Source organism: Streptomyces ficellus, from assembly GCF_030406405.1.
GTDB lineage: Bacteria > Actinomycetota > Actinomycetes > Streptomycetales > Streptomycetaceae > Streptomyces > Streptomyces ficellus_B.
In genome coordinates this window covers 153,465-175,092 of record NZ_JAUEPL010000001.1, presented here as the reverse complement: position 1 = coordinate 175,092, position 21,628 = coordinate 153,465, and the positions used below count along the sequence as shown (strand labels likewise).

Below are 21,628 nucleotides of genomic sequence, written 5' to 3'. Positions count from 1 at the left end.
TGTCGCCACGCCCCCGGAAGGCCAAGCGCTAGAGCCCCTTGCCGTCGGCCGCGATCGTGCTCATCAGGCGGTCCAGGTGCGAGCGCATCACGGCGATCAGGTCGAATGAGCGCTCGCCGGCCAGCCACTGCAGTCGTAGTCCGGCGTCCAGCGCCGCGCACTCCCGGGCGATGTTCTCGTGGTCCAGGCCCGCTTTGAGCTCACCGGACTCGGCGCCGGCCCGCAGGCGGTCCGCGAGTTCGCGTACGCCCTTTTCCTGCCAGTGGGAGAAGAACTCGTGCGCGGGGTGATCCGGTGCGGTGGCCTCGGCGCCGATCACGACGGCGAGTTCGAGGATCCCCGGCATGTTCAGTGCTTCGGCGGTGTCTTCCAGGTGGCAGCGGAAGGCGTCACGTACGGAGTCGGGTACGCGTACCCATTGCTCATCGAGCCGCTCGTGCCAGTACTGCACCACGGCCAGCAGCAGTTGCTGCTTGTCGCGGAAGTGGTGGAGCAGCCCGGCGTCGGTGATGTCGGCGTCGCGGGCAATGCGGGCCAGTGAGGTCTTGCGGTAACCGTCCTGGCCGAAGCGCAGCAGTGCGGCCTCAAGGATCTGGTTACGCCTGGCCAGCCCTGTTGTGTAGCCGCCGCGCGGCCCGCGTGGTGTCCCCATGCGTACAACCGTACCGAGCGCGCGTCGTCGGCTCCCGCGAGGTGTCACCGCCGCATGGCAGGGGACACCTGACCCTCAGTTATGTGATGTGCGTCACTCTACCAATACCTAGCGCGCACTAAGTATTGGTCTCATCATCATCCGAAAGCGAGGGACCGTTTCGCGCCTGTGGCCAGATATGAGCCCTGGCTGACGGCCTGCCGTTCCACGCACGAACCCGACCCTCCCTGTTCGCGAAAGGAGCGGCTTCATGACACCGACGTCTGCCAGCCCCTCGCTCGACGCAGCCTCGTCCGACGACACCGCGAGATGGACCCCGCGACTGGTCGCCGTACTCATCGCGCTCATCTGGCCGACCCAGCTGCTGGCCGCCGCCGGCATCCTGGGCGCCAATGCCACCGCCAGCGTGGCGCAGATCTTCCACACCACGCACGTGGCCTGGTTCGGTCTGACCGTCGTCCTCGTCTCGACGCTGCTGACGCCGTTCGTGATGAAACTGGGTGACCGGTACGGCAGGAAGCGGCTCATGCTCCTGATGACCGGCCTGGCTGTCGTCGGAGACGTCATCGCCGCGATGGCGGGCAGTTTCTGGCTGCTGCTGGTCGGACGGGCCATCGCCGGCTGTTACGGCCCCTTCGCCGCCCTGTCCTTCCCCGCCGTGCGGGACATCTTCCCCGCCCGGCTGGTGAAGCCGGCCAGCGCCATCCTGGGCAGCAGCGTCGGCCTGGTCGCCCTGGCCGCGCCGTTCCTGGCCGGCTGGCTGGTGGACGGCTGGGGCTACAAGGGCGTGATGTGGTTCCTCGCCGCGGCCTCCGCCGTCGGCTTCGGGCTGATCGCCCTGCTGGTGCCCCAGACCCCACAGCACGACTGCCGACCCGGCTTCGACTGGCTCGGTGGTCTGGTCCTCGGCGGAGGTCTGACCGCGGTCGTCTACGCGGTCGGCCAGGGACAGAGCTGGGGCTGGGCCGACGCCAAAACGCTCGGCTGGCTCGCCGCCGGCCTGGTCGCACTGGTCGTCTTCTTCTTCGTGGAGCGCTCCAGCGCCCACCCCATCCTGGACCTGAAGGTGCTCAGCCGACGCCCGGTCGCCCTGGTCCTCGTCAGTGGCGGGCTCGCTCAGGCCGTCGCGTACACCATGCCGGGCATGGCGATCCTGCTCGCCCTCTACCCGCACATCCCCGGCGTCTCCGCCGGTCTGGGGTGGACCGCACAGCACAACGCCGTCGTCAGCGTGAGCTGGAACGTGGTGATGTTCGGTACCGGAATCGTCGCCAGCCGGCTCCTGCGCACCGTCGACGCCCGGCTGATCTGGTGGGCGGGGCTGGCTCTGATGGCGGTCGGCTACGGCCTGGTGGGCTTCTTCCATGCCGATGAGACCGAACTCATCCTCACCTCGTGCCTGGCCAACCTCGGCTCCGGCCTCGTCGTCGCGGGAGCTCCGGCGCTGGTCGTCGGCGTGGTGTCCAAGGAAGAGCAGGGCCTGGGCAGCGGCATGCTCAACATGGGCGTCAACTTCTTCGGCGCCATCGTCACCGCGCTCTCGTTCGCCGCCCTCGCGACACACAGCACCGTCGTGGACGGCACCGCCTTCTATCAGGACGGCGGCTACGCCTGGCTCTTCTGGACCGGAGCGCTGCTCACCGCGCTGACCCTGGCGATATCGCTGTTCATCCCCCCACTGCGGGACCCGGCGGAAACCGACGCCGCCCCCGCCGCCTGAACGACCCTCCCCCGGACGGCCCCCGCCCCGTCGACACCGAGAAAGGCAGACATGCCCCACACCTGGACCGCTCAGGTCATCACCCCCGCCTGGCCGGAAGAGCCACCCGCTCCCAAGGGTCGGCCCGCCGCGCTGCTGCGTGAGGTGTTCACCGCGAGCGGCCAGGTGAGACGGGCGGAGCTGAGGGTCACCGCCCTGGGGGTGTACGAGATGCAGCTCAACGGCGCCGTGGTCGGTGACCACGTCCTGGCACCGGGCTGGACCAGCTACCACCATCGCCACCGCTACCAGTCCTTCGACGTGACCCGGATGTTGCGCCCCGGTCCCAATGCCTGGGGCGCGCACCTGGCGGACGGCTGGTACCGGGGCCTGCTCGGCTTCAACGGCGGCAACCGTGACATCTACGGATCGCACACCGGACTGCTCGCCGAGCTGCGGATCGAGTACGCCGACGGCAGCGTCCAGACGGTCACGACCGGTCCGGGCTGGCGCGCGGCGGCCGGGCCGGTCACCGCCGCCGGCCTGTACGAGGGGGAGGCATACGACGCCCGCCGGGAGCTGCCCGGCTGGAGCGAACCGGGCTTCGACGACACGCACTGGCATCCGGTGCGCGTGGTGGACTTCGACACCTCGGTGCTGTTCCCGGCCGACAGCCCTCCCGTGCGGCGCATCGCGTGCCTGCCCCCGCTCTCCGTCACCACCTCGCCAACCGGGCGCACCCTCGTGGACTTCGGCCAGAACCTGGTCGGCAGGCTCCGCATCCGCGTCCGCGGTGAGGCGGGGCGCACCGTAACTCTGCGGCATGCGGAGGTGTTGGAGGACGGCGAGTTGTGCGTACGTCCGCTGCGCGGCGCCATGGCCACCGACCGCTACACGTTGCGCGGCGACGCCGACGGCGAGCAGTGGGAGCCCCGCTTCACCTTCCACGGCTTCCGCTACGCCGACATCGACAACTGGCCCGGCGAACTCGGCCCCGGTGACGTCACGGCTGTGGTCCTGCACAGCGACCTCCGGCGGACAGGCTGGTTCGAGTCCTCCGATCCGTCGCTGAACCGGCTGCACGAGAACGTGGTGTGGGGGATGCGGGGCAACTTCCTCGATGTTCCCACCGATTGCCCCCAGCGCGACGAACGCCTCGGCTGGAGCGGCGACATCCAGGTCTTCGCCCCCACCGCCACGTTCCTCTACGACACCAAGGACTTCCTGCGCTCCTGGCTGCGCGACCTCGCCGCCGACCAGAGCGAGGACCCCGACGGCATCCCCCCGGTGATCAGCCCTGACATCCCCTTGAACATCCCCGTACCGATGCCTCCCGGCAACCCCCCGATGGCCGGCTGGTGCGACGCCGCCGTCATCGTCCCGTGGGTGCTGTACGAGCGGTACGGCGACACCGAGGTGCTGCGCACCCAGTACCCGTCCATGCGCGCCTGGGTCGACGCCGTCGACCGGACCGCCGGCCCCACGCACGTGTGGGGCGAGGGCTTCCAGTTCGGCGACTGGCTCGACCCGACCGCGTCCCCCGACGACCCCGGCGGGGCGACGACCTCCTCCCCACTCGTCGCAACCGCCTACTTCGCGCACTCGTCCCGACTGCTGGCCCGCACCGCCGACGTACTGGGGAGGAAGGACGACGCCGAGCACTACCACGCACTCTCCGATGCCGTACGGCAAGCCTTCCGCGCCCGCTTCCACACCCTCGGCGGCCACCTCACGGAAGAGACCCAGACCGCCTACGCCCTCGCCCTCGGCTTCGACCTGCTCCAGGACGGCGCCGAGCGAGCCGAGGCCGGGAACCGGCTGGCCGCTCTGGTGGCCAAGCGTGGGTACCGGATCGGCACCGGGTTCCTCGGCACGCCGTTGGTGTGCGACGCGCTCACCGCCACCGGCCACACCGATACCGCGTACCGGTTGCTGCTGGAGCGCTCCTGCCCGTCATGGCTCTACCAGGTGGACATGGGCGCCACCACGATCTGGGAGCGCTGGGACAGCCTGCTGCCCGACGGCAGCGTCAACCCCGGAGAGATGACCTCCTTCAACCACTACGCGCTCGGCGCGATCGCCGACTGGCTGCACCGCACCGTCGCCGGTCTCGCCCCCGCCGCCCCCGGCTACCGCCGCCTGCTCGTCCGGCCCCGCCCCGGCGGCGGCCTCACCTGGGCCAAGGCCGCGCACGAGACACCGTACGGACGGGCCGAGATGGCGTGGCGCCTGACCGACGGCCGGCTGACGGTCAGCGTGACCGTCCCCCAGGGCACCGAGGCCACCATCGACCTGCCGGGCGCCGAACCAACCCGGGCCGGGCCCGGCAATCACACCTTCCACGCCCCCCACCGCACCACCGAGGAGCAGCAGTGATTCACCCGTACCGCGACCCCAGCCGCAACGTCGAAGAACGGGTGGCCGACCTGCTGCCCCGGATGACCCTGGAAGAGAAGGCCGGGCTGCTCTTCCACCACGCGATAGGCATCGGAGCGAACCCCGCACCCATCGGCCTCACCGCCGAGCAGATGATGTCCGACCAGCTCATGTCGCACTTCAACCTGCTGGGTGCGGGCACCCCACGCGAGATGGCCGAGCTCCACAACCGCCTCCAGGAGCAGGCCGCCGCCACCCGGCTCGGCATCCCGGTGACGCTGTCCACCGATCCGCGCCACGCGTTCACCGACAATCCGGGCACCGCGATGATGGCCGGCCCCTTCTCTCAGTGGCCCGAGGCCCTGGGCTTGGCGGCCATCGACGACGTGGAGCTGGTTCGCCGGTACGGCGACATCGTGCGCCGCGAGTACCTGGCCGTCGGTCTGCGTGTCGCCCTGCACCCGCAGATCGACCTGGCCACCGAACCGCGTTGGGCCCGTATCTCGGGCACGTTCGGTGAGGACGCCGACCTCACCTCGCGCTTGGCCGCCGCGTACATCGAGGGCCTGCGGGGTCCGGGCGAGCAGCTTGGCCAGGACAGCGTGGCAGCGATGGTCAAGCACTTCCCCGGCGGCGGCCCGCAGAAGGACGGCGAGGACCCGCACTTCCCCTACGGCAGGGAACAGGTCTACCCGGGTGGCTTCTTCGACTACCACCTGGGGCCGTTCAAGGCGGCCATCGCCGCCGGGGCGACGCAGGTCATGCCGTATTACGGCATGCCGGTCGGCACCATGTACGAAGAGGTCGGCTTCGGCTTCAACAAGGGGATCATCACCGGGCTGTTGCGCGAGAAGCTGGGCTTCGACGGCATCGTCTGCACCGACTGGGGCCTGATCAACGACGGCCCGATCATGGGCGAGATGCACGCCGCCCGCGCCTGGGGCGTGGAACACCTCACGCCCGAGGAGCGGGCACTGAAGGTGCTGCACGCCGGCGCCGACCAGATCGGCGGCGAGGCATGCCCCGAGCTGATCACGGGCCTCGTCCGCAACGGACGGCTGGCGGAATCCCGCCTCGACGCCTCCGTCACCCGACTGCTCGCCGAGAAATTCCGCCTCGGGCTGTTCGACGACCGCCGCTATGTCGACCCGGACGCCGCCGAAGAGATCGTCGGCCGCGCCGACTTCCGCACCGCCGGGGAGACCGCCCAGCGCCGCTCGCTGACCCTGCTGGAGAACCGTGCCGGCGTACTGCCGCTGACCGGCCGCCCCCGGCTGTACGTGGAGGGCGTCGACCCGGCCGTGGCCGCCGAGTACACGGACATCGTCACCGACCCGGCTCAGGCCGACCTCGCGGTGCTGCGCCTGAACACCCCCTACGAGCCCCGCCCGGGCCTGTTCGAGTCCTTCTTCCACGCCGGCCGACTCGACTTCGACCGAGACCGCCTCAAGCAGATCCTCGCCCTGCTCGACAGGGTGCCCACCGTCGTCACCATCCACCTCGAACGACCCGCCGTCATCCCCGAAATCGCCGACCGTGCCGCCGTGTTGCTCGCCGCCTACGGCGCCGGCGACCGGGCGCTGCTCGACGTCCTGTTCGGCCGGGCGGCCCCACAGGGCAGGCTGCCGTTCCAACTTCCCCGTTCCATGGCCGAGGTCGAGGCCGGACGTCCCGATGTGCCGCAGGAGAGCACCGATCCGCTCTACCCCTTCGGCCACGGGCTGCGATATGCCGCCGACTCCGCAGCGTGAGCCCACCCTGAGCGACAAGGAGTCTCGTATGAACAGCGCCGTCCCCGACGGCTTCCTGTGGGGCGCCGCGACCGCTGCCCACCAGGTCGAGGGCGGCAACGTCAACAACGACTTCTGGGAGATGGAACACCGCCCCGACACGTTCTTCACCGAGCCCAGCGGGGACGCCTGCGACAGCTGGCACCGCTGGGAGGAGGACCTGGACATCGCCGCCGGTCTCGGCCTCAACACCTACCGGTTCCCCCTACAGTGGAGCCGCATCGAGCCCCAACCCGGTGAAATCTCCCGCGCCGCGCTCGACCACTACCGCCGCATGGTCGCCGGTTGCCGCGCACGCGGGCTGGACCCTGTCGTCACCTGCAGCACTTCACCGTGCCCCGCTGGATGACCGCCGCCGGCGGATGGGCCCGCCCCCGGCTCGGCCGACCGCTTCGCCCCCGCTACTGCGAGACCGTCCTGTCCATCCTGGCCGGGGGCGTCTCGTACGTCTGCACCATCAACGAGCCCAACCTCGCCGCCATGACCGCCCAACTCCACCTGCCGTCCACCGAACGGGCCCGCCTTTACCGGCGTCATGCCCGCCCCCCACCGCCCGACCGCCGACGCTCTGGTCGCCGCCCACGCCCGCGCCGTGGACATCCTGCGCGGCCAGTCCGGGATCGCGGCCGGCTGGACGATCGCCAGCCAGGTCGTCCAGTCCACACCCGGCGGTGGGAGGCGGCCGCCGCCCGGTCCCGAGAGCGTGAGGACTTCTTCCTCGAAGCCGCCAAGGGCGACGACTTCATCGGCGTACAGGCATACACCCGCACCGTCATCGGCCCCGACGGCCCCCTGCCCGTCCCGGAGACCGCCGAGCAGACCCTGACCGACTGGGAGTCACTACCCCCAAGCCCTGGAACAGGCCGTACGCCACACCTGGCAGACGACCGGCGGCGTACCGATCCTGGTGACCGAGAACGGCATCGCCACCGCCGACGACACCCGCCGCATCGACTACACCGGCACCGCCCTGCACGGACTTCGAGTCACCATGGACGACGGCATCGACGTGCGCGGGTACATCCACTGGTCGCTGCTCGACAACTTCGAATGGGTCGCCGGCTACAAGCCCACCTTCGGCCTGGTCGCCGTCGACCGCCAGACCTTCGCCCCCGCACTCCCAAGCCCAGCGCCCACCGGCTCGGCACCATCGCCCGCACCGGTCACCTCGCCGAGTGACGGTCGGCCCACTGCCCGCTTCCAGACGCTGTCACGCACTTTGGCCCGCGCGTCCCGTATCGCGCGAAGGGGCCTCGGGCCAGCCGTGTCGAGGGTGTCGATGAGGCGGGAGACCGTCGCGTCTGAGGCGACCGGCCCGCAGCATCCCGACGTCCGCGAGGCAGTCGCCGCCGAGCCCGACCGCCATGGCCACTTCCACCGGGTCCGGCCCGGCCTTGCGAACCGTCTCGACCTCAACCACACAGGCGCCTGGCCGGCTCATGACGCTCATTTGACGCTCGGCCTGTTTGATGGGCCGCAAGTGGGGCGGAGAAAGTCCATCTGACCTGTGCATTCTCTGGTTCCCTCTCCCCGTGACGCGATTTCGATGACGCACCACGTGGAGTGCGTGGCCATTCTTGCAACCGGCCGCGAAGCGCCGATGACCTGCGGGTTTTGTTTATGCGCATTGTGTGCGGTGCGGGCGTTGCGGGCGATTCCTGGACGCTGACATGGCGCTCGTGACACTCATTTGGCGTTCGTTCTCATGGCGTGTCAGGCACATTGCGGCGCTGGTCAGGCACCTGATGGCACAGTCGGTGGAAGCGCCGCCAGCACCCGTGACGGCGCAGGGGCGAAGCGATGGTGGTGGGTCACCACACAAGGCACGACCCCGACCGGCCGGTACTTCAAGCCCTTCTTGGACTGGCTGCAACCCTGTGCTGCTACAAGCAAGTTGCCCACCTCGCCATTGCGCGAAGCGAAGGAGGGGCCCGGGCCTCGCCCGGGCCCCTCCTTCGCCGAGGCGGTTACATCTTGGGCATGAGGACGGTGTCGACGATGTAGACGGTGGCGTTGGCTGTGGGCACGTTGCCGCACACGACGTTGGCGTTGCCGTTGACCTGGTACGACTCGCCCGAGCCGGACGTGGTCAGCGTGCTCTTCTCCAGCGTCTCGAACGTGCCGCTCTCGAGCTGCTGCGGTGTGAGCTTCTGGCCGACCACGTGGTAGGTGAGGATCTTCGTCAGTGTGGCCTTGTCGTTCAGGACCTTGTCGAGATCCGCCTTAGGGATTTTTGCGAAGGCGTCGTTGGTCGGTGCGAAGACTGTGATGTTCTGGGCGTTGTTGAGGGTGTCGACCAGGCCGGCTTTCTTCACGGCTGTGACGAGGGTCGACAGGGCAGGGTTGTTCGTGGCGGCCGTGGCGACGGGGTCCTTCGCCATCCCGTCGAAACTTCCCGCACCTTCCTTGGGCACCGACGCGCACGCCGGGCCGAACGGCCCGTCCGCCGTCGCCTTCTCCTCGGTCTCACTCGGGGTGGACGCGGCAGCGGTCGCCGACGCGTCCGACGTCGAATCGCTCGAGTCGCCCATGCCGCAGGCCGTGAGGGCGAGCGGCAGGGTGACGGCGGCTGCGACAGTGGCGAGAGCGCGGCGGGAACGGATCGTATGCATGGGTCTCCTCGTGAGGAATGCCGGCACCGCCGTTGGGTGCCGACCGGGGTAAGGAGGGCAGCGGGCAGAACTCGAAGCCCGGGAACAGGTGCGAAGTCCTGCCGCTGCCCTCACGTCCCCCATTCGGAGATGCCGCCGTATCGGATTGGTCCCAAGCTGGAAAATCCGAGGAGCCAGCCTCATCCGGCAGAACGTCACACAGACGGGCGGGGGCCACGACCCATCCGCAAACGGCTGGGCTACGAATCAGCGGCAAAGGGAAGCATGGGCGTACTTCGCTTCCTTCCACCACGACACACGTGAAGGGGTCGCTCATGGACGACCAGCAGGTCGCGATCCGTCCAGCGGACCGTGCCCGCGAGGCGGGTGCGCGGTGAGGGAATTCGCACGCATCGGCGGCTCGTCGCACCGCGAGCCCGACCTTTCGGAGGTCGTCGCCCAGGTGGCCGGCGGTGACCAGGATGCTTTCGCCACGCTCTACGACTCGATCGCGGGGCCAGTCTTCGGGCTGGTGCTCAGGGTGCTCAGGGACCCGGCCCAGTCCGAGGAGGTCGCACAGGAGGTCATGGTGGAGGTGTGGCGCCACGCTGCCCGGTTCCGGCCGGAGCAGGGGAGCGTCATGGCATGGGTGATGACCATGGCCCACCGCCGTGCGGTGGACCGCGTCCGCTCCGAGCAGGCGGCCACGGAGCGCGACCGGCGCAGTGCGCGCCGGGAGCACACGCCCGCCTACGACCAGGTCAGCGAGGAGGTGACGGTCCGGCTGGAGAGCGAGCAGGTACGACGGTGCCTTCAGTCCCTGACCGAACTGCAGAAGCAGGCGGTGACACTGGCCTACTACCACGGGTACACCTACCGGGAGGTCGCCGCCTCGCTGTCGGCGCCCCTGGGGACGGTCAAGACGCGGCTGCGTGACGGACTGATCCGGCTGCGGGACTGCATGGGAGTGAACGCGTGAACGAGGAGCATCTGCATGCGCCTTCCGGCGCCTACGCGCTCGACGCGCTGCCGGACGACGAGCGGGACGAGTTCGAGCGCCATCTGCGGGACTGCCCGGCGTGCGCGCAGGAGGTGCGTGAGCTGTCCGCCACCGCCGCCCGCCTCGGTTCCGCCGTGGCCTCCGCCCCACCGGCCGCTCTGAAGGAGCAGGTTCTGAGCCGGATCTCCACCGTCCGTCAGCTTCCACCGACATTCTTGCCCGGCGTCTCCGCGCCGCAGCCCACGTCCGGTCGCATGGGGCGGCTGCCTCGCCTGGTCCTCGCGGCGTGCGTCGCCGCTGCCACCGCGTTCGGCGGCGTGGCGGTGTGGCAGCACCAGGAGGCGTGGCAAGCCGAGGAACAGGCGCAACGAGCGGAACAGCGGGCGGCCGACATGGCGCGGGTACTGGTGGCCCCCGACGCCCGCACCGTCACGGCGAGCGGCAAGGGCGGTGCCAAGGCCACCGTGGTCGTCTCCCGTGAGGAGAACAGCGCCGTGTTCTTGGCGTCCGGCCTGCCCGAGCTACCCTCCGGCAAGACGTACCAGCTGTGGTTCGCCGACGGCGGCAAGATGAGGCCCGCCGGCCTCACCCGTACCGACGGCGGCCTGGTGATGGAGGGGGACGTCGACGGCGCCAGCGGAGTAGGGGTCACCGTGGAACCCGCCGGCGGGTCACCGCAGCCCACGAGCACTCCCCTGATGCTCATGACGCTTCCCGCTTGAGGCCACTGGCGGGCGGCTCGCAACCCAGCACGGCGCAGGCGAACGCGGCGTCGGTGCCGGGCGGGGTGTAAAGACACCACAGCCTTCCACCCACGGATACCAAGAAAGGGCCGACGGCCGATCGCGGGCAGCGCTTCGTGCAACGCAATCGGTTCGCTCCGCTTACCGCCGTCCAGCCTGCCCCACATCACCGCCCCGTCTTGAGGTCTGGCAAACGCTGCGAAAGTCTCTTCGTGAGAGCACAGACTCGGTGCGGCGGCGCTTCTCCACCGTGGTGATGGAGTTGGAAGCCAACACCCTGGGCCAGCGACACTCAAACCCACATCGCATGAGCGGCCTTCTCTATGTGCACGACGAGGACGACGACATGTTCAGTTCAGCCGGCCACCATGTGTCCTGGACGGCGAAGCCTCGTGACGAGCGCTGGGGATGCCTTCGTCAATGCGCCCGGACGCTGTTGCTGCCCCTGCTTCGGTGCCGCAGTCCTGCGGGCCTGCTCAGCGGCCCGCCGTTCAACCGAAGGGGCGTGGAGGCGCAAACTCACGGCATCCGTGGTTGTGCCGTTCATGCTTCCCCGGGACGGTCGGCGCCCCGGCTGTGTACTGGTCCGTTGAGCCGGTGACGATCTTTGCCTGATCGTCACCGGGAACGGGCGTCAGTTCGTCGGGGCACCGCAGTCGGTCGGGTGGTTACTTCATGTCGTGGGTGCTTCCCTTGATCATTCCGCAGCTTGCGGGAGCTGTCGCTTCTTGCGGCAGCTTCGGGTCGAGTTCGCTCTTGCCCTTGCTGAAGTCGTATGTGCCGTTGCCGTTGGGGTCGATACCGTGCTGCACGATGTGCAGGTTCTTGATGTGGTCGGCCACGGCCTGGGAGACGGTGATGGTGCGCGAGTAGGACAGCTTGCCGTCCTTGCCGGCGACCGGCATGCGGTCGACAGCGAGCGCGCTGGCCTTGGTGGTGTCGCCCTTGGTGGTCAGCGAGATGTTGATGTCGCCATAGGCGGGCAGGCCCTCCGTGGTGGTGACGATGCCGTCTTTGTTCTTGTCCGCGGTCATGTCGGGGCAGCGGAAGTCCTTGCCGGTGGTGGAGCCGTGGATGTGCTGGGCATGCGGCTGGCCGGGGACGAGCCCAGTGGCGTAGATCTTCACCGTCAGCTTCCGGCCGTCCAGACTGAGCTGCGCGCTACCACCGGCACCAGAGTTGTTCTGCTGGCGGAGATCGACGTGATAGCCGCGGTGCTGCTGGGCCTTGGTAGTGCTGTGGTCGCTGTCACTTGCCAGTGCGGGTACCGCCACTGCCAGGGTGAGCGCCGCCGGCACGGCTATCAGGGTGGCAAGACGGGCGTGGTGGGTAGTTGTCACGAGAATCCATCCCCTTCCGGGGCTACCTGTTCTGACGCTTTTCCAGCTTCTTTCTCCCTTTATTCGGTTTGGCGGCTCAGGTGGATTGCTTCTCATTGAAGCGGTGGTCCGCGGCCAGAGGTAACCGGGTGAGTCGCTTGCCGCAGCAGGAGGGCGGGTGGCCCGGGGGAATCCCGGTCACCCGCCCTTCCGCCGCAGCATTTTCAGGCAACCTTGTGCTGTGACGTCGTCAGCGTGCGGCGGTGGTACGGCGGGTGAGCAGGACGCCGAGGGCGATCATGCCGATGCCGAGTACGAAGTGCAGCCAGTTGTCTGCTGAGTTGACGGGGACGAAGTTGGCCGCGCTGTCGTGGTCGATGATCAGGCCGTAGATCCACAGCACCAGGTAGATGGCGCCGCCGCCGATGAGGAAGGCGCGGGCGGTGGAGGCGGCGCGCGCCATGGCGAGGCCGGCGATGCCGAACAGCAGGTGCACGATGTTGTGCAGGATCGAGATCTGGAAAAGGCCGAGGAGCTTGGCCTCGGAGTGGTGCTCGGCGAACTTCATCGTGTCGTAATCGGTGGTGACTCCGGGAATGAAGCCCAGGATGCCGACCAGGAGGAATACCGCGCCAACGACGAGGGCGGCCTGCTGTACGCGGGTGCGGGCTGTTACGGGGCCGGAGTGATGAGTGGGCATGATGGTGGCGTCCTTCCTGGACACATACGGCTTGCGAGATGATGGCCTGCCTTTATGCGGCGCTTGCCCCGCCTGGCGTGATCAAGCGCTCTACAACCTCTGGCGCTCCCCGACTGAGTCCGTCCCGCCGACATCCAGGGCTTGCAGTCTCGGCAGTCCTTCGCCATGCGGACCCCGCCCGTTCGCGCCGCGTGTCTCAGTCCACGGTGACCACCACCGAGTGCCATCCGCTCGCCCCGTCGGGGATCGTGCGGGTGCGTTTCTCCGTCTGCGTCTGTCCGGTGCGGTCGGTTGCGCGGACGGTCAAGGTGTGGCTGCCAGGGGTGGCCTTCCAGGGGAAGGACCATTGTCGCCAGGTGTCGATCGTGCCCTCCGTGGCAAGGTCGGCCCGCTCCCAAGGGGCGTCGTCGACGCGTACCTCCACCACGTCGATGCCCCGGTGCTGGGCCCAGGCGACGCCGGCGACCATGACGATCCCGGCGGCCGGGCGGGCGAACGGCTTGGGCGTGTCGATGCGCGACTGGGTCTTGATGGGTGCCTCGCGGGCCCATGTGCGCTTGACCCAGTAGGGGTCGTAGGCGTCGAACGTGGTGAGTTCGATGTCCTCGATCCACTTGCACGCCGAGACGTACCCGTACAGGCCAGGCACCACCATGCGGACAGGAAAGCCGTGGTCGAAGGGCAGCGGCTCGCCATTCATACCGACGGCGAGCAGCGCGTCGCGCCCGTCCATCACGTCCTCGACCGGGGTGCCGAGCGTCATGCCGTCGACGGAGCGGGCCACCAGCTGATCGGCCGGGCCGCCCTTGGACGGCGGCTTCACACCGGCCTCGGCCAGCAGGTCGGCCAGGCGTACACCGATCCAGCGGGCATTGCCCACGTACGGGCCGCCGACCTCGTTGGAGACGCAGGCGAGTGTGATGTCCCGCTCGACCAGCTCCCGGTCGAGCAGGTCCTGGAAGGTGAGTGTGAGGGGCCTGCGCACGCCCCGGCCGTGAATACGCAGCCGCCAGCGCGTGGCATCCACCGTGGGCACGACCAAGGCTGTGTCGACACGGTAGAAATCCTTGTTGGGGGTGACGAACCGGCTGACACCTGCGACACGCAGCTGCGCGCCCTTGGGCACCGGTGCGGCGAGCGAGTCCGGCCGGGGCAGAACGACGGCCGCCCGGGAGGAAGTCGCGTCGCGGGCACGCGACGCGCCCAGCGTCCGGCCCACGACTCCGGCGCCGGTGGACGCCACGGCGGCGGCGCTCGCGGCGATCAGGAAACCGCGCCGGTCCCAGCCCTCCCCGGACGCCGACGCCGCCGCGCGTGCGGGAGCGATGAGCAGGCCGGTCAGCCACCGGAGGAGCGCGGCCCCCGCGAGCGCCCCCGCCAGGGACGGCACCCCGTCGGTGAAGGAGTCGGAGTCGGGACGACTCGTGGCGGCGACGGCTCCCACCACGCCGAACAGCAGCACCCCCGCCGCGCCCACCCGCCGGTGGCGCAGCGCGACAAGTCCCAGGACCACGGCGAGGGCCGCGAGGACCGCGACAATGCCCAGTTGCAGGACCAGCTTGTCGCTCTCGCCGAAGGTACGGATCGCCCAGTCCTTCACCGGCGCCGGCGTACGGTCGATGGCCGCTCCACCCACCGCCGTGACCGGACCCGCCTCGGGACGAACAGCAGCGGCAGCGACAAGCTCAGCCACCGCAAGCGCCGCGTACCCGGCAAGCAATCCGCTCAGCCCAGCGAGCAGCCGACGGAACCACAGGTTCTCAAGAACAGTCACACCGCCTGTTCGGAGCCGGACGGCAGACAGATGGGTCCACAGTCCTTTTTCCTTGGCCAGCCAGGTGGCCTCGGGAGAACAGGTGGCCTCTGGAGAAGGGGACGCTCACGACGTCCGGCTCCGGCTCCGTCTGCCGTACGCGGTGGAACGGCACATCCGAGGTGGTGTGCGGCAACGTGCAAGAGGTGATCGACGACGCGAGGAAGGGGGCTTCGGCTTCCGCCCGAGCCCCTTCCGGTCGCCGCGCGAACTTATGGGTTGCCGCGCCGAGTGTTCAGTGGCTGACGCAGGCGTTGCCCAAGGTTGTCAGGGCGCTGCGGGCCGACCCATCCGGGCACGTGCCGGTAACGAATCAAAGGTATGAAAGTCCTCGTGCCCGTTGTATCGCCTCCTGGGAGCGGCTGCTCTACCGCTTCGATGGCGAGCACCGCTGCCGGAGCAAGAGCCGCGATCGGCCGTTGCCTGGCGCAGTGGCATCTGGAAACCCTCGCCGATGACGCCCTGCTGGTGCTGACGGAGATGTTGTCCAATGCGGTGCGTCACGGCACTCCGCCGTGGGGTGTGCGCATGTGGCTCTTCTGCGACGAGGCCCGGCCGTGGTACGTGCGGTTGGAGGTCGATGACGCCGGGCCGGGCATCGACGTCGACGTCGTACGAGCTCGATGGCGCCACCCCTCCGGCTTCCTCGCCGAAGGCGGACGCGGTCTGCGCATCGTCGACGCCCTGGCGTCGTCGTGGGGCGACGAGCCCTCCGCCCACGGGCACACGGTGTGGGCGCAGCTCGAAACCGAGCCCGGCCGTGTCAGCCGGTAGCGGCCGACTGCCGAATCGCGCGCCGTGACCAATCCGGCCGGGGCCGGGCTTCGAAGCACCCTCGACATCGCGCCGCATCCGCGATGAGGCGGTCCGACGCACGCCTGTGGGACGGTGACTACTTCGGCGACTCGCTCATCTGATGAGGCATGTACCCGATGGTCTGCGGCACCCGGCGGAGTTCGGTCGTGCTTGCCGTTGGTCGCGCTGGTGACAATGAGCGCTCTCCTGCACCGGGGAGAGCGGCAAGCGACTTCTGGAGGCCCATATGGCGGGACGCCCCCGCTATGCGCAGTACGTGGCGCGCACGAGCGGTTTCTCTCCCCGCCCACCGCACCGGTCCGCCCGACACGGCCTGCGGGGTGCCCGATGAGCGGGCTCGGGGGGAGGGGCGGCGACCGGGATGGTGACGGACATCGGCCGCTGCGGACACGCGTCGTGCCGCCCGTGCCTCGAGGAGCGGTGCTGCTCCTGCACGGAGGCCGCTCGGACGCCCTGACGCCACCACCACTGTTGAACCTCCCGGCGGCCCGCATGCGGCCGTTCGGCAGCGCGATCCTCCGAAGGATGCCGAAAGGTGACGTGCTCCTCGCGACGGTCCACTACCGCTACCGCGGCTGGAACGGATCCCGTACCGACCCGGTCCACGACGCCAACGAGGCACTGGACGAGCTCAAATCGCTCGCCCCGCTCAGACCAGTGGTCCTGGTGGGGCACTCCATGGGCGCCCGGGCGGCTCTCCGGGTGGCGGGGCACTCCCACGTGAGCGGGGTTGTGGCCCTTGCCCCATGGTGTCCGCCGGGAGAACCCGTGACGCACCTCAGGGGCAAACAGATGGTGGTTCTGCACGACGAGGGCGACCGTGTCACCAGCGCCCGCGGCTCCTGGGATTTCGTACGCAGGGCCCATCGCGCGGGTGTACGGGCCTGCGGCGTCTCCATGCCGAGCGGCGGACATGCCATGCTCCGCGACGCAGGCGACTGGCACCGGCTCACCGCTTTCCTGACAGCGGGCATGCTCGGTGAGGTCGCGATGCCACCCAGCCTGGCCGCGGCCCAGGCTCACGGCACAGTGTGTGAGGGTGGCCGACTCCTGCGGGACTTGCCGCCAGGCAGGTGATAGTCGTGCCACCACTTCGCTTGATCTCCTGAACAGGTCAGGCGTAGCGCCGCTCGCGGTCTCTACGCGGACGTTGCGAGTGGAGCGGCGATCCACTGGCCGCGTAGCCAATGAGCACCATGTGCATCTCATACGCGTCCAGGACGGCGAGCCCGGAAGTAGGGCCGCCGGATGCCTGTGAGGAGGAGCGTGGCAGCCACGATGGCCAGAACCTGTGCGGCTGCCACGACGTATTTTTCCGTGAACCACGTCGGCTCGTACATATTGGGCAAGGGCCCGATGCCACCGACGTTCACGTAGCGGTACACGAGGAGGGCGGCGAGCCCTCCTGCGGCGACCAGCCAGGCGAACGCGTCCGCCGCAGCTCGACGCCATGCCAGGACGAGGAGCGCTGCGAGGGCGGCGAGGGCGGCTTCGACGCGGAATAGCGTGCCCTGGCTGATGGTCGCGGTGGCCGCGTCGTAGCGGTCGGCGAGGTGGGCGTGTACAGAGGCGTCCACGGCCAGGCCGACGGCGGCCAGGGCGCGGGCAGCGACCCGTAGCGACTGGTGGCCCCGCCGGGCGGGGCGTGACGAGCCGGACTGGTCGAGCGTCATGGTTTTCCTTCCCCGCACGACGGACGTACCGCCGCCACCGTCGTCAGCGGACGGTGAGCGAACCCTTCATGAACGGGTGGATGTCACAGATGTAGCTGTATTTCCCAGCGCTGGAGGGTGCGGCGAACGTGGCCGACTCACCTGCGGCGATGGTGCCCGTGTCGAAGGGCTTGCCTCCGCTGCCGGCTGTGACCGTATGGGGTGCGGAGTCCTGGTTGATCACGGTGACGGTCGTTCCCGGGCTGACGGTGAGGTTCGCGGGTTTGAACGCGAAGTCCTTGACGGTGATGCGCGCCTCCTTCTTGCCTGCCGGGGGAGACGAGGCAGAGGTGGCGGGACGAGAAGCGGCGGGTGCCGAACCTTCGCCGTTGGAGCAGGCGGTGACGGCTGTCAGCATGCACAGTGCGACGGCTGCCAGGGCGGAGTGCGGCCTGAGTGGGCGGTAGAGCATCGTTTCTCCGGTCGGCTTCGGGGCTGCAGAACGGGCCGGATGCCTGGGCACCGGACCTGCGGCTCAAACGGTCGAGAGGCTGGTATTGGGGGCCTTGCCGGTACTGATGAGGCACCAGGTACTGGCTGAGTACGTAGCGCAGGATCAGCGAGGGCGCTGACTCGACGGACATGGTGGTGGCGGCGGTGTTGATTCCACCGGCGCTGTGCCCGCTGAAGGCGGCGAACACATAGGTCTGCGTGGCCTGTTCCTGCAGCCGCGGGGCCAGGCCGGCCGGCCCGCGGGCGCTGCCACCACCAACGGCTCCAGGGCTCGGTCGCCTCCGCGGGATCCGCCGGTGCCGGCTTCGTCACCCGCAAGGCGCCGCCTCCAAGCCTGCGACTGCTCGGTAGGCTCCCCGAGCAGCCTTGCGGGGATGGTTTCTGTGCCCATCGCGCCCCATCTCCTTTCCCGCGCCGAACGGCACGGGCGCGGGCCCAGACTTTCGTAAGCAGTACGCGGGCACTGCTTCCACGCCTCCGAATGGCCTCCTGCCGCACCCGAATGACGGAACGCTTTCCTCTCCTACAAGCGTCGTCGCCTCACCACGTCGGACGCGCTCCAAGAAGGCGGCCGAGTCCGTCACACGCCAGGTGCGCTGTATGGTTGCCGGCCGGCGGCGCGCTTCCACCCATGAGCGCGGCTCTCGGTGCCAGGAGCGCTCACCATCTGTGCCGTGTTGCCGTGTTGCCGTGGCGGAGGCGTACGGCTGACGGCTGAGATGCGGCAGGGAGAGCGGGACCCGGTGCGCCTCCGCACCCACGGCCACCGGCACGGCTGTCAGTACCGCCAGGTACTCTCGGATGCATCGTCAACGCGGCCCGACGGGCTTCCGCTCCACCCCGGTGGAGTATCGAAGGACACGCCCCCACCCGCACGAGTCACTTCGTGCTGCCTGGGGGAAGTCCTTGCTGTTCCGCGCGTCCGCGAAAACGGTCGCCGTCATGGCGCTCGACAGTTCTCTGTACCTCCACCTCACCGACCAGTTCGTCCATATGCACGGCTACCGGCCCGGCCCGTCCGAGGTGCGCTCCTGGGAGCGCAGCATCCCCGTCCTGGCCGCCGTGCTCAACGACGCGGGTCTGGGCGACGTGGAGGTCATGCTGGAGTACGCGCTCCCGCTGAACAGCAAGCGCGCCGACGCGGTGCTCGCCGGAGTCCACCCGGTAACGGGGGAGCCCTCGTACGTCGTGGTGGAGCTGAAGCAGTGGAGCCAGGCCGAGCCCGACGAGGACGACCCGGCCCTGTGCCGCATCGACGCCTACGCGCATCCGGTCCTCAACCCCATCGAGCAGGTGCGGCGCTACTGCCAGTACCTCGTCGACTTCAACGGCGCGGTGGCCGAGCACCCGAACCGGGTCAGTGGAGTGGCGTTCCTCCACAATGCCACCGAGTTCGGCGTCAGCGGTCTGCGGGCGATAGAAGTGGACGGCCGTGGTCAGTTGTTCACCGGCGATCGGCGCGGAGAGTTCCTCGACCACCTCCTCGCCAGGCTCAGTGACAAACACCCGGGCGCCCGTGCCGCCGACGAACTGCTGGCGGGCAAGACCGTTCCGTCGAAGCAATTGATGGCGGTCGCGGCCCAAGAGGTACGCGATCGCGAGCAGTTCGTACTCCTGGACGAACAACAGGTCGCGTACCGGCTGGTGCTCAACGCCGTACGCAAGGCGAAGCGGTCCGACCGCAAGGAAATCGTGGTGGTCACCGGCGGGCCCGGCACCGGCAAGAGCGTCATCGCGCTCTCCCTGCTCGGCGAGCTGTACCGGCAGGGCATTCCCGCCCTGCACGCCACCGGCTCACAGTCGTTCACCAAGACGATGCGGAAGGTGGCGGGCACGCGCAAGCGAGAGGTGCAGAAGCTGTTCACGTACTTCAACAGCTTCATGACCACGGAGAGGAACACACTCGACGTCCTGATCTGTGACGAGGCCCACCGCATTCGCGAGACCTCCGCCAACCGCTTCACGTCCGCCGCCCACCGCACCGGCAGGCGACAGCTGGACGAACTCATCGACGTCGCCCGCGTCCCCGTCTTCCTCCTCGACGAGCACCAGGTCGTGCGCCCCGGCGAGATGGGCACCGTGGACGAGATCAAGGCGGCCGCGGCGGCCAGGGGCCTGGACTGCCATGTCGTGCCGCTGCAGAGCCAGTTCCGGTGCGGCGGGAGCGCCGCCTATCTGCGCTGGGTGGTACGGCTGCTCGGCCTGGAGCCCGGCGGCCCGGTGGTGTGGGAGCCCGACGACCGCATGCGGCTGCTGGTCGCCGACACTCCGCAGGAGATGGAAGCGTTCCTCGACGCCCGCCGCGCCCAGAACTACAGCGCCCGCATGTCCGCCGGCTACTGCTGGCGCTGGTCCCCCGAGCCCAAGCCCGGCGAACCACTCCCGGCCGACGTCGTCATCGGCGAGTGGTCCCGCCCCTGGAACCTGCGCGGCGACCGCTCCGTTTCGGGCGCGCCCCCGGCCGCGCTGTGGGCCACCGACCCCGCCGGCTTCGGGCAGGTCGGCTGCGTCTACACCGCCCAGGGGTTCGAGTACGACTGGTCCGGCGTCATCATCGGCCCCGACCTGGTCTGGCGCGGCGACCGCTGGGTCACGGACCGCACGGCTTCCAAGGACCCGGTCTTCAAGAAGGCCACCCCGGACGCCGACGTGGACCGCCTCATCCGCAACACCTACAAGGTGCTGCTGACCCGAGGCATGATCGGCACGATCGTGTACTCGACGGACCTGGAGACCCGGGAGAAGCTTCGGGAGTTGGTGGGCGGGGTGGCTCGTGAGGTCGCCGTCGTATGACGACACCTGACGGTTCGCTGGAGGCGTCGTGGGGGCGTAGTGCCGAGTCGGAGAGCCTCTGTGGTGAAGCCGCGCGTCACAAGGCGCTACTCGGCCCGCTCGCGGCACAGGGGAGCCCATCGCCAGGAAGGTGATCTCGTACGGCACCCGGCACCCGGCACCGCGCGCCCGGCAGCCGGCACCCGGCAGCGCGGGGCATCCGCGTCGTCATAGGCCCCAAAGCCGCCGTCCGTCGAGACCCGGGAACAAGGCCCGGCGTTCGTGAGTTGGGGTGATCATGACGACGAGGCCTGAAATCCTGCGCTACACCGCCTTCTCCAGCGACCCTGAGGGTGGCAACCCCGCCGGCGTCGTCCTCGACGCCTCCCGGCTCGATGACGCCGACATGCTGGCCATCGCCGCCCAGCTCGGGTACAGCGAGTCGGCGTTCCTGTCCGCGCCGCCCGAGGGGCTGGACGGGGTGCCGGGGCGGGCGTTCACCATTCGGTACTTCAGCCCCAAGGCGGAGGTGCCGTTCTGCGGCCACGCCACGGTCGCCACGGCTGTCGCGCTCGGCGAGCGCATCGGGGCCGGGGACCTGGTGTTCGCGACGCGCGCCGGGACCGTACCGGTGACGGTGACCGAGGAGGACGGGGCGCTGCGGGCCACGCTCACCACGGTCGAGCCGCGCGTCGAGGACGTCGCCGAGGCGGACCTCACCGAGGCGCTGGCCGCGCTTCGCTGGCCTGCCGCCGACCTGGACCCGGCGCTTCCGCCCCGGATCGCCTTCGCCGGTGCCCGCCACCTGGTGCTCGCCGCCGCGACCCGCGAACGGCTGGCGGACCTGGCGTACGACTTCGACCGCCTCGACGCCCTCATGCGCCGCCTGGACCTGACCACCGTGCAACTGGTGTGGCGCGCGTCGGAGTTCGTCTTCCACGTGCGCGACCCGTTCCCGGTGGGCGGTGTGGTCGAGGACCCGGCGACCGGCGCGGCGGCGGGTGCCTTCGGGGCGTACGCCCGCGAACTCGGCCTGGTCCCGGACTCGGCGATCCTCACCCTTCACCAGGGCGACGACATGGGCCGCCCGGGCGTGCTGACCGTCGAACTGCGCGAGGGCGACAAGCGGGTACGGGTGTCGGGGGCGGCGGCGCGTATCGCCTGACCTCGCGGGCATGACCACCGGCCGGCT

Annotated in this window: 17 protein-coding genes and 1 pseudogene; 11 read left to right on the top strand and 7 right to left on the bottom strand. The window is 69.5% G+C overall.

Annotated elements, in window-relative coordinates:
• Nucleotides 1–28 precede the first annotated feature (28 nt).
• Complete coding sequence (locus QWM81_RS00765) at nucleotides 29–652, bottom strand: TetR/AcrR family transcriptional regulator (RefSeq protein ID WP_290109382.1); 624 nt, start codon at nucleotides 650–652, stop codon at nucleotides 29–31.
• A 250-nt stretch (nucleotides 653–902) separates the two neighbouring features.
• Here QWM81_RS00765 and QWM81_RS00760 point away from each other — a divergent pair, with 250 nt between their 5' ends.
• The 5 genes from QWM81_RS00760 (at nucleotide 903) to QWM81_RS29235 (ending at nucleotide 8,021) form a co-directional block, all read left to right on the top strand.
• Nucleotides 903–2,372, top strand: coding sequence for an MFS transporter (locus QWM81_RS00760; protein WP_290109381.1), 1,470 nt, complete (start codon nucleotides 903–905; stop codon nucleotides 2,370–2,372).
• Nucleotides 2,373–2,423: 51 nt separating this feature from the next.
• On the top strand, nucleotides 2,424–4,727 hold the full coding sequence (locus tag QWM81_RS00755; RefSeq protein ID WP_290109380.1) for a glycoside hydrolase family 78 protein: 2,304 nt from the start codon (nucleotides 2,424–2,426) through the stop codon (nucleotides 4,725–4,727).
• Nucleotides 4,727–6,478 carry a glycoside hydrolase family 3 protein gene (locus QWM81_RS00750; protein ID WP_290109533.1) on the top strand — a complete coding sequence of 584 codons (1,752 nt, stop codon included), beginning with the start codon at nucleotides 4,727–4,729 and terminating at the stop codon, nucleotides 6,476–6,478. The genes QWM81_RS00755 and QWM81_RS00750 overlap by 1 nt, the downstream gene beginning before the upstream one ends.
• 28 nt (nucleotides 6,479–6,506) lie before the next feature.
• Nucleotides 6,507–6,866 carry a family 1 glycosylhydrolase gene (locus QWM81_RS29045; RefSeq protein WP_353938263.1) on the top strand — a complete coding sequence of 120 codons (360 nt, stop codon included), beginning with the start codon at nucleotides 6,507–6,509 and terminating at the stop codon, nucleotides 6,864–6,866.
• A 504-nt stretch (nucleotides 6,867–7,370) separates the two neighbouring features.
• Entirely contained in the window at nucleotides 7,371–8,021 is a 651-nt protein-coding gene (locus tag QWM81_RS29235) for a family 1 glycosylhydrolase (RefSeq protein WP_435372306.1), read from the top strand.
• 463 nt (nucleotides 8,022–8,484) lie between these two features.
• On the opposite strand, the gene QWM81_RS00735 is transcribed toward QWM81_RS29235, so the two are convergent.
• Nucleotides 8,485–9,129, bottom strand: a complete 645-nt coding sequence (locus QWM81_RS00735; RefSeq protein WP_290109378.1) for a fasciclin domain-containing protein — start codon at nucleotides 9,127–9,129, stop codon at nucleotides 8,485–8,487.
• A 373-nt stretch (nucleotides 9,130–9,502) separates the two neighbouring features.
• On the opposite strand from QWM81_RS00735, the gene QWM81_RS00730 reads away from it, so the two are divergent.
• The gene (locus tag QWM81_RS00730; protein WP_290109375.1) at nucleotides 9,503–10,087 is read left to right on the top strand and encodes a sigma-70 family RNA polymerase sigma factor; all 585 of its coding nucleotides are present in this window, start codon (nucleotides 9,503–9,505) and stop codon (nucleotides 10,085–10,087) included.
• A complete protein-coding gene (locus QWM81_RS00725) occupies nucleotides 10,084–10,830 on the top strand; it encodes an anti-sigma factor (protein ID WP_290109373.1) in 747 nt (248 codons plus the stop codon). Before QWM81_RS00730 ends, QWM81_RS00725 begins: the two co-directional genes overlap by 4 nt.
• A 707-nt stretch (nucleotides 10,831–11,537) precedes the next feature.
• Here the strand turns inward: QWM81_RS00725 and QWM81_RS00720 are convergent.
• From QWM81_RS00720 to QWM81_RS00710, 3 genes and pseudogenes are all read right to left on the bottom strand, one after another.
• A pseudogene (locus QWM81_RS00720) lies at nucleotides 11,538–12,191 on the bottom strand (hypothetical protein); the annotation flags it as partial.
• Between the two features lie 229 nt (nucleotides 12,192–12,420).
• Entirely contained in the window at nucleotides 12,421–12,870 is a 450-nt protein-coding gene (locus tag QWM81_RS00715; RefSeq protein ID WP_290109370.1) for a DUF4383 domain-containing protein, read from the bottom strand.
• 196 nt (nucleotides 12,871–13,066) lie between these two features.
• Nucleotides 13,067–14,644: a molybdopterin-dependent oxidoreductase gene (locus QWM81_RS00710; RefSeq protein ID WP_290109369.1), complete on the bottom strand. Its 1,578-nt coding sequence runs from the start codon at nucleotides 14,642–14,644 to the stop codon at nucleotides 13,067–13,069.
• A 417-nt stretch (nucleotides 14,645–15,061) separates the two neighbouring features.
• Between QWM81_RS00710 and QWM81_RS00705 the strand changes: the two genes are divergently transcribed.
• Together QWM81_RS00705 and QWM81_RS00700 are read left to right on the top strand one after the other, a co-directional pair.
• Nucleotides 15,062–15,457 (top strand): ATP-binding protein, encoded by a 396-nt coding sequence (locus QWM81_RS00705; protein ID WP_290109368.1) that lies wholly within the window; start codon nucleotides 15,062–15,064, stop codon nucleotides 15,455–15,457.
• A gap of 216 nt (nucleotides 15,458–15,673) precedes the next feature.
• Complete coding sequence (locus tag QWM81_RS00700; RefSeq protein WP_353938262.1) at nucleotides 15,674–16,576, top strand: alpha/beta hydrolase; 903 nt, start codon at nucleotides 15,674–15,676, stop codon at nucleotides 16,574–16,576.
• A gap of 128 nt (nucleotides 16,577–16,704) precedes the next feature.
• Here the strand turns inward: QWM81_RS00700 and QWM81_RS00695 are convergent, their stop codons facing one another.
• Together QWM81_RS00695 and QWM81_RS00690 are read right to left on the bottom strand one after the other, a co-directional pair.
• On the bottom strand, nucleotides 16,705–17,172 hold the full coding sequence (locus tag QWM81_RS00695) for a hypothetical protein (RefSeq protein ID WP_290109367.1): 468 nt from the start codon (nucleotides 17,170–17,172) through the stop codon (nucleotides 16,705–16,707).
• 43 nt (nucleotides 17,173–17,215) lie between these two features.
• Nucleotides 17,216–17,623 (bottom strand): cupredoxin domain-containing protein, encoded by a 408-nt coding sequence (locus tag QWM81_RS00690; protein ID WP_290109366.1) that lies wholly within the window; start codon nucleotides 17,621–17,623, stop codon nucleotides 17,216–17,218.
• 947 nt (nucleotides 17,624–18,570) lie between these two features.
• Here QWM81_RS00690 and QWM81_RS00685 point away from each other — a divergent pair.
• The gene (locus tag QWM81_RS00685; RefSeq protein WP_290109364.1) at nucleotides 18,571–20,457 is read left to right on the top strand and encodes a DUF2075 domain-containing protein; all 1,887 of its coding nucleotides are present in this window, start codon (nucleotides 18,571–18,573) and stop codon (nucleotides 20,455–20,457) included.
• A gap of 277 nt (nucleotides 20,458–20,734) precedes the next feature.
• Nucleotides 20,735–21,601 (top strand): PhzF family phenazine biosynthesis protein, encoded by an 867-nt coding sequence (locus tag QWM81_RS00680; RefSeq protein WP_290109362.1) that lies wholly within the window; start codon nucleotides 20,735–20,737, stop codon nucleotides 21,599–21,601.
• Nucleotides 21,602–21,628 lie beyond the last annotated feature (27 nt).

What these genes read in the sequence shown, in the direction of transcription:
- QWM81_RS00765 (WP_290109382.1), bottom strand. Translation starts at nt 652, where the DNA reads ATGGGGACACCACGCGGGCCGCGCGGCGGCTACACAACAGGGCTGGCC.
- QWM81_RS00760 (WP_290109381.1), top strand. Translation starts at nt 903, where the DNA reads ATGACACCGACGTCTGCCAGCCCCTCGCTCGACGCAGCCTCGTCCGAC.
- QWM81_RS00755 (WP_290109380.1), top strand. Translation starts at nt 2,424, where the DNA reads ATGCCCCACACCTGGACCGCTCAGGTCATCACCCCCGCCTGGCCGGAA.
- QWM81_RS29045 (WP_353938263.1), top strand. Translation starts at nt 6,507, where the DNA reads ATGAACAGCGCCGTCCCCGACGGCTTCCTGTGGGGCGCCGCGACCGCT.
- QWM81_RS00735 (WP_290109378.1), bottom strand. Translation starts at nt 9,129, where the DNA reads ATGCATACGATCCGTTCCCGCCGCGCTCTCGCCACTGTCGCAGCCGCC.
- QWM81_RS00715 (WP_290109370.1), bottom strand. Translation starts at nt 12,870, where the DNA reads ATGCCCACTCATCACTCCGGCCCCGTAACAGCCCGCACCCGCGTACAG.
- QWM81_RS00705 (WP_290109368.1), top strand. Translation starts at nt 15,062, where the DNA reads ATGGCGAGCACCGCTGCCGGAGCAAGAGCCGCGATCGGCCGTTGCCTG.
- QWM81_RS00700 (WP_353938262.1), top strand. Translation starts at nt 15,674, where the DNA reads ATGAGCGCTCTCCTGCACCGGGGAGAGCGGCAAGCGACTTCTGGAGGC.
- QWM81_RS00695 (WP_290109367.1), bottom strand. Translation starts at nt 17,172, where the DNA reads ATGACGCTCGACCAGTCCGGCTCGTCACGCCCCGCCCGGCGGGGCCAC.
- QWM81_RS00690 (WP_290109366.1), bottom strand. Translation starts at nt 17,623, where the DNA reads ATGCTCTACCGCCCACTCAGGCCGCACTCCGCCCTGGCAGCCGTCGCA.
- QWM81_RS00680 (WP_290109362.1), top strand. Translation starts at nt 20,735, where the DNA reads ATGACGACGAGGCCTGAAATCCTGCGCTACACCGCCTTCTCCAGCGAC.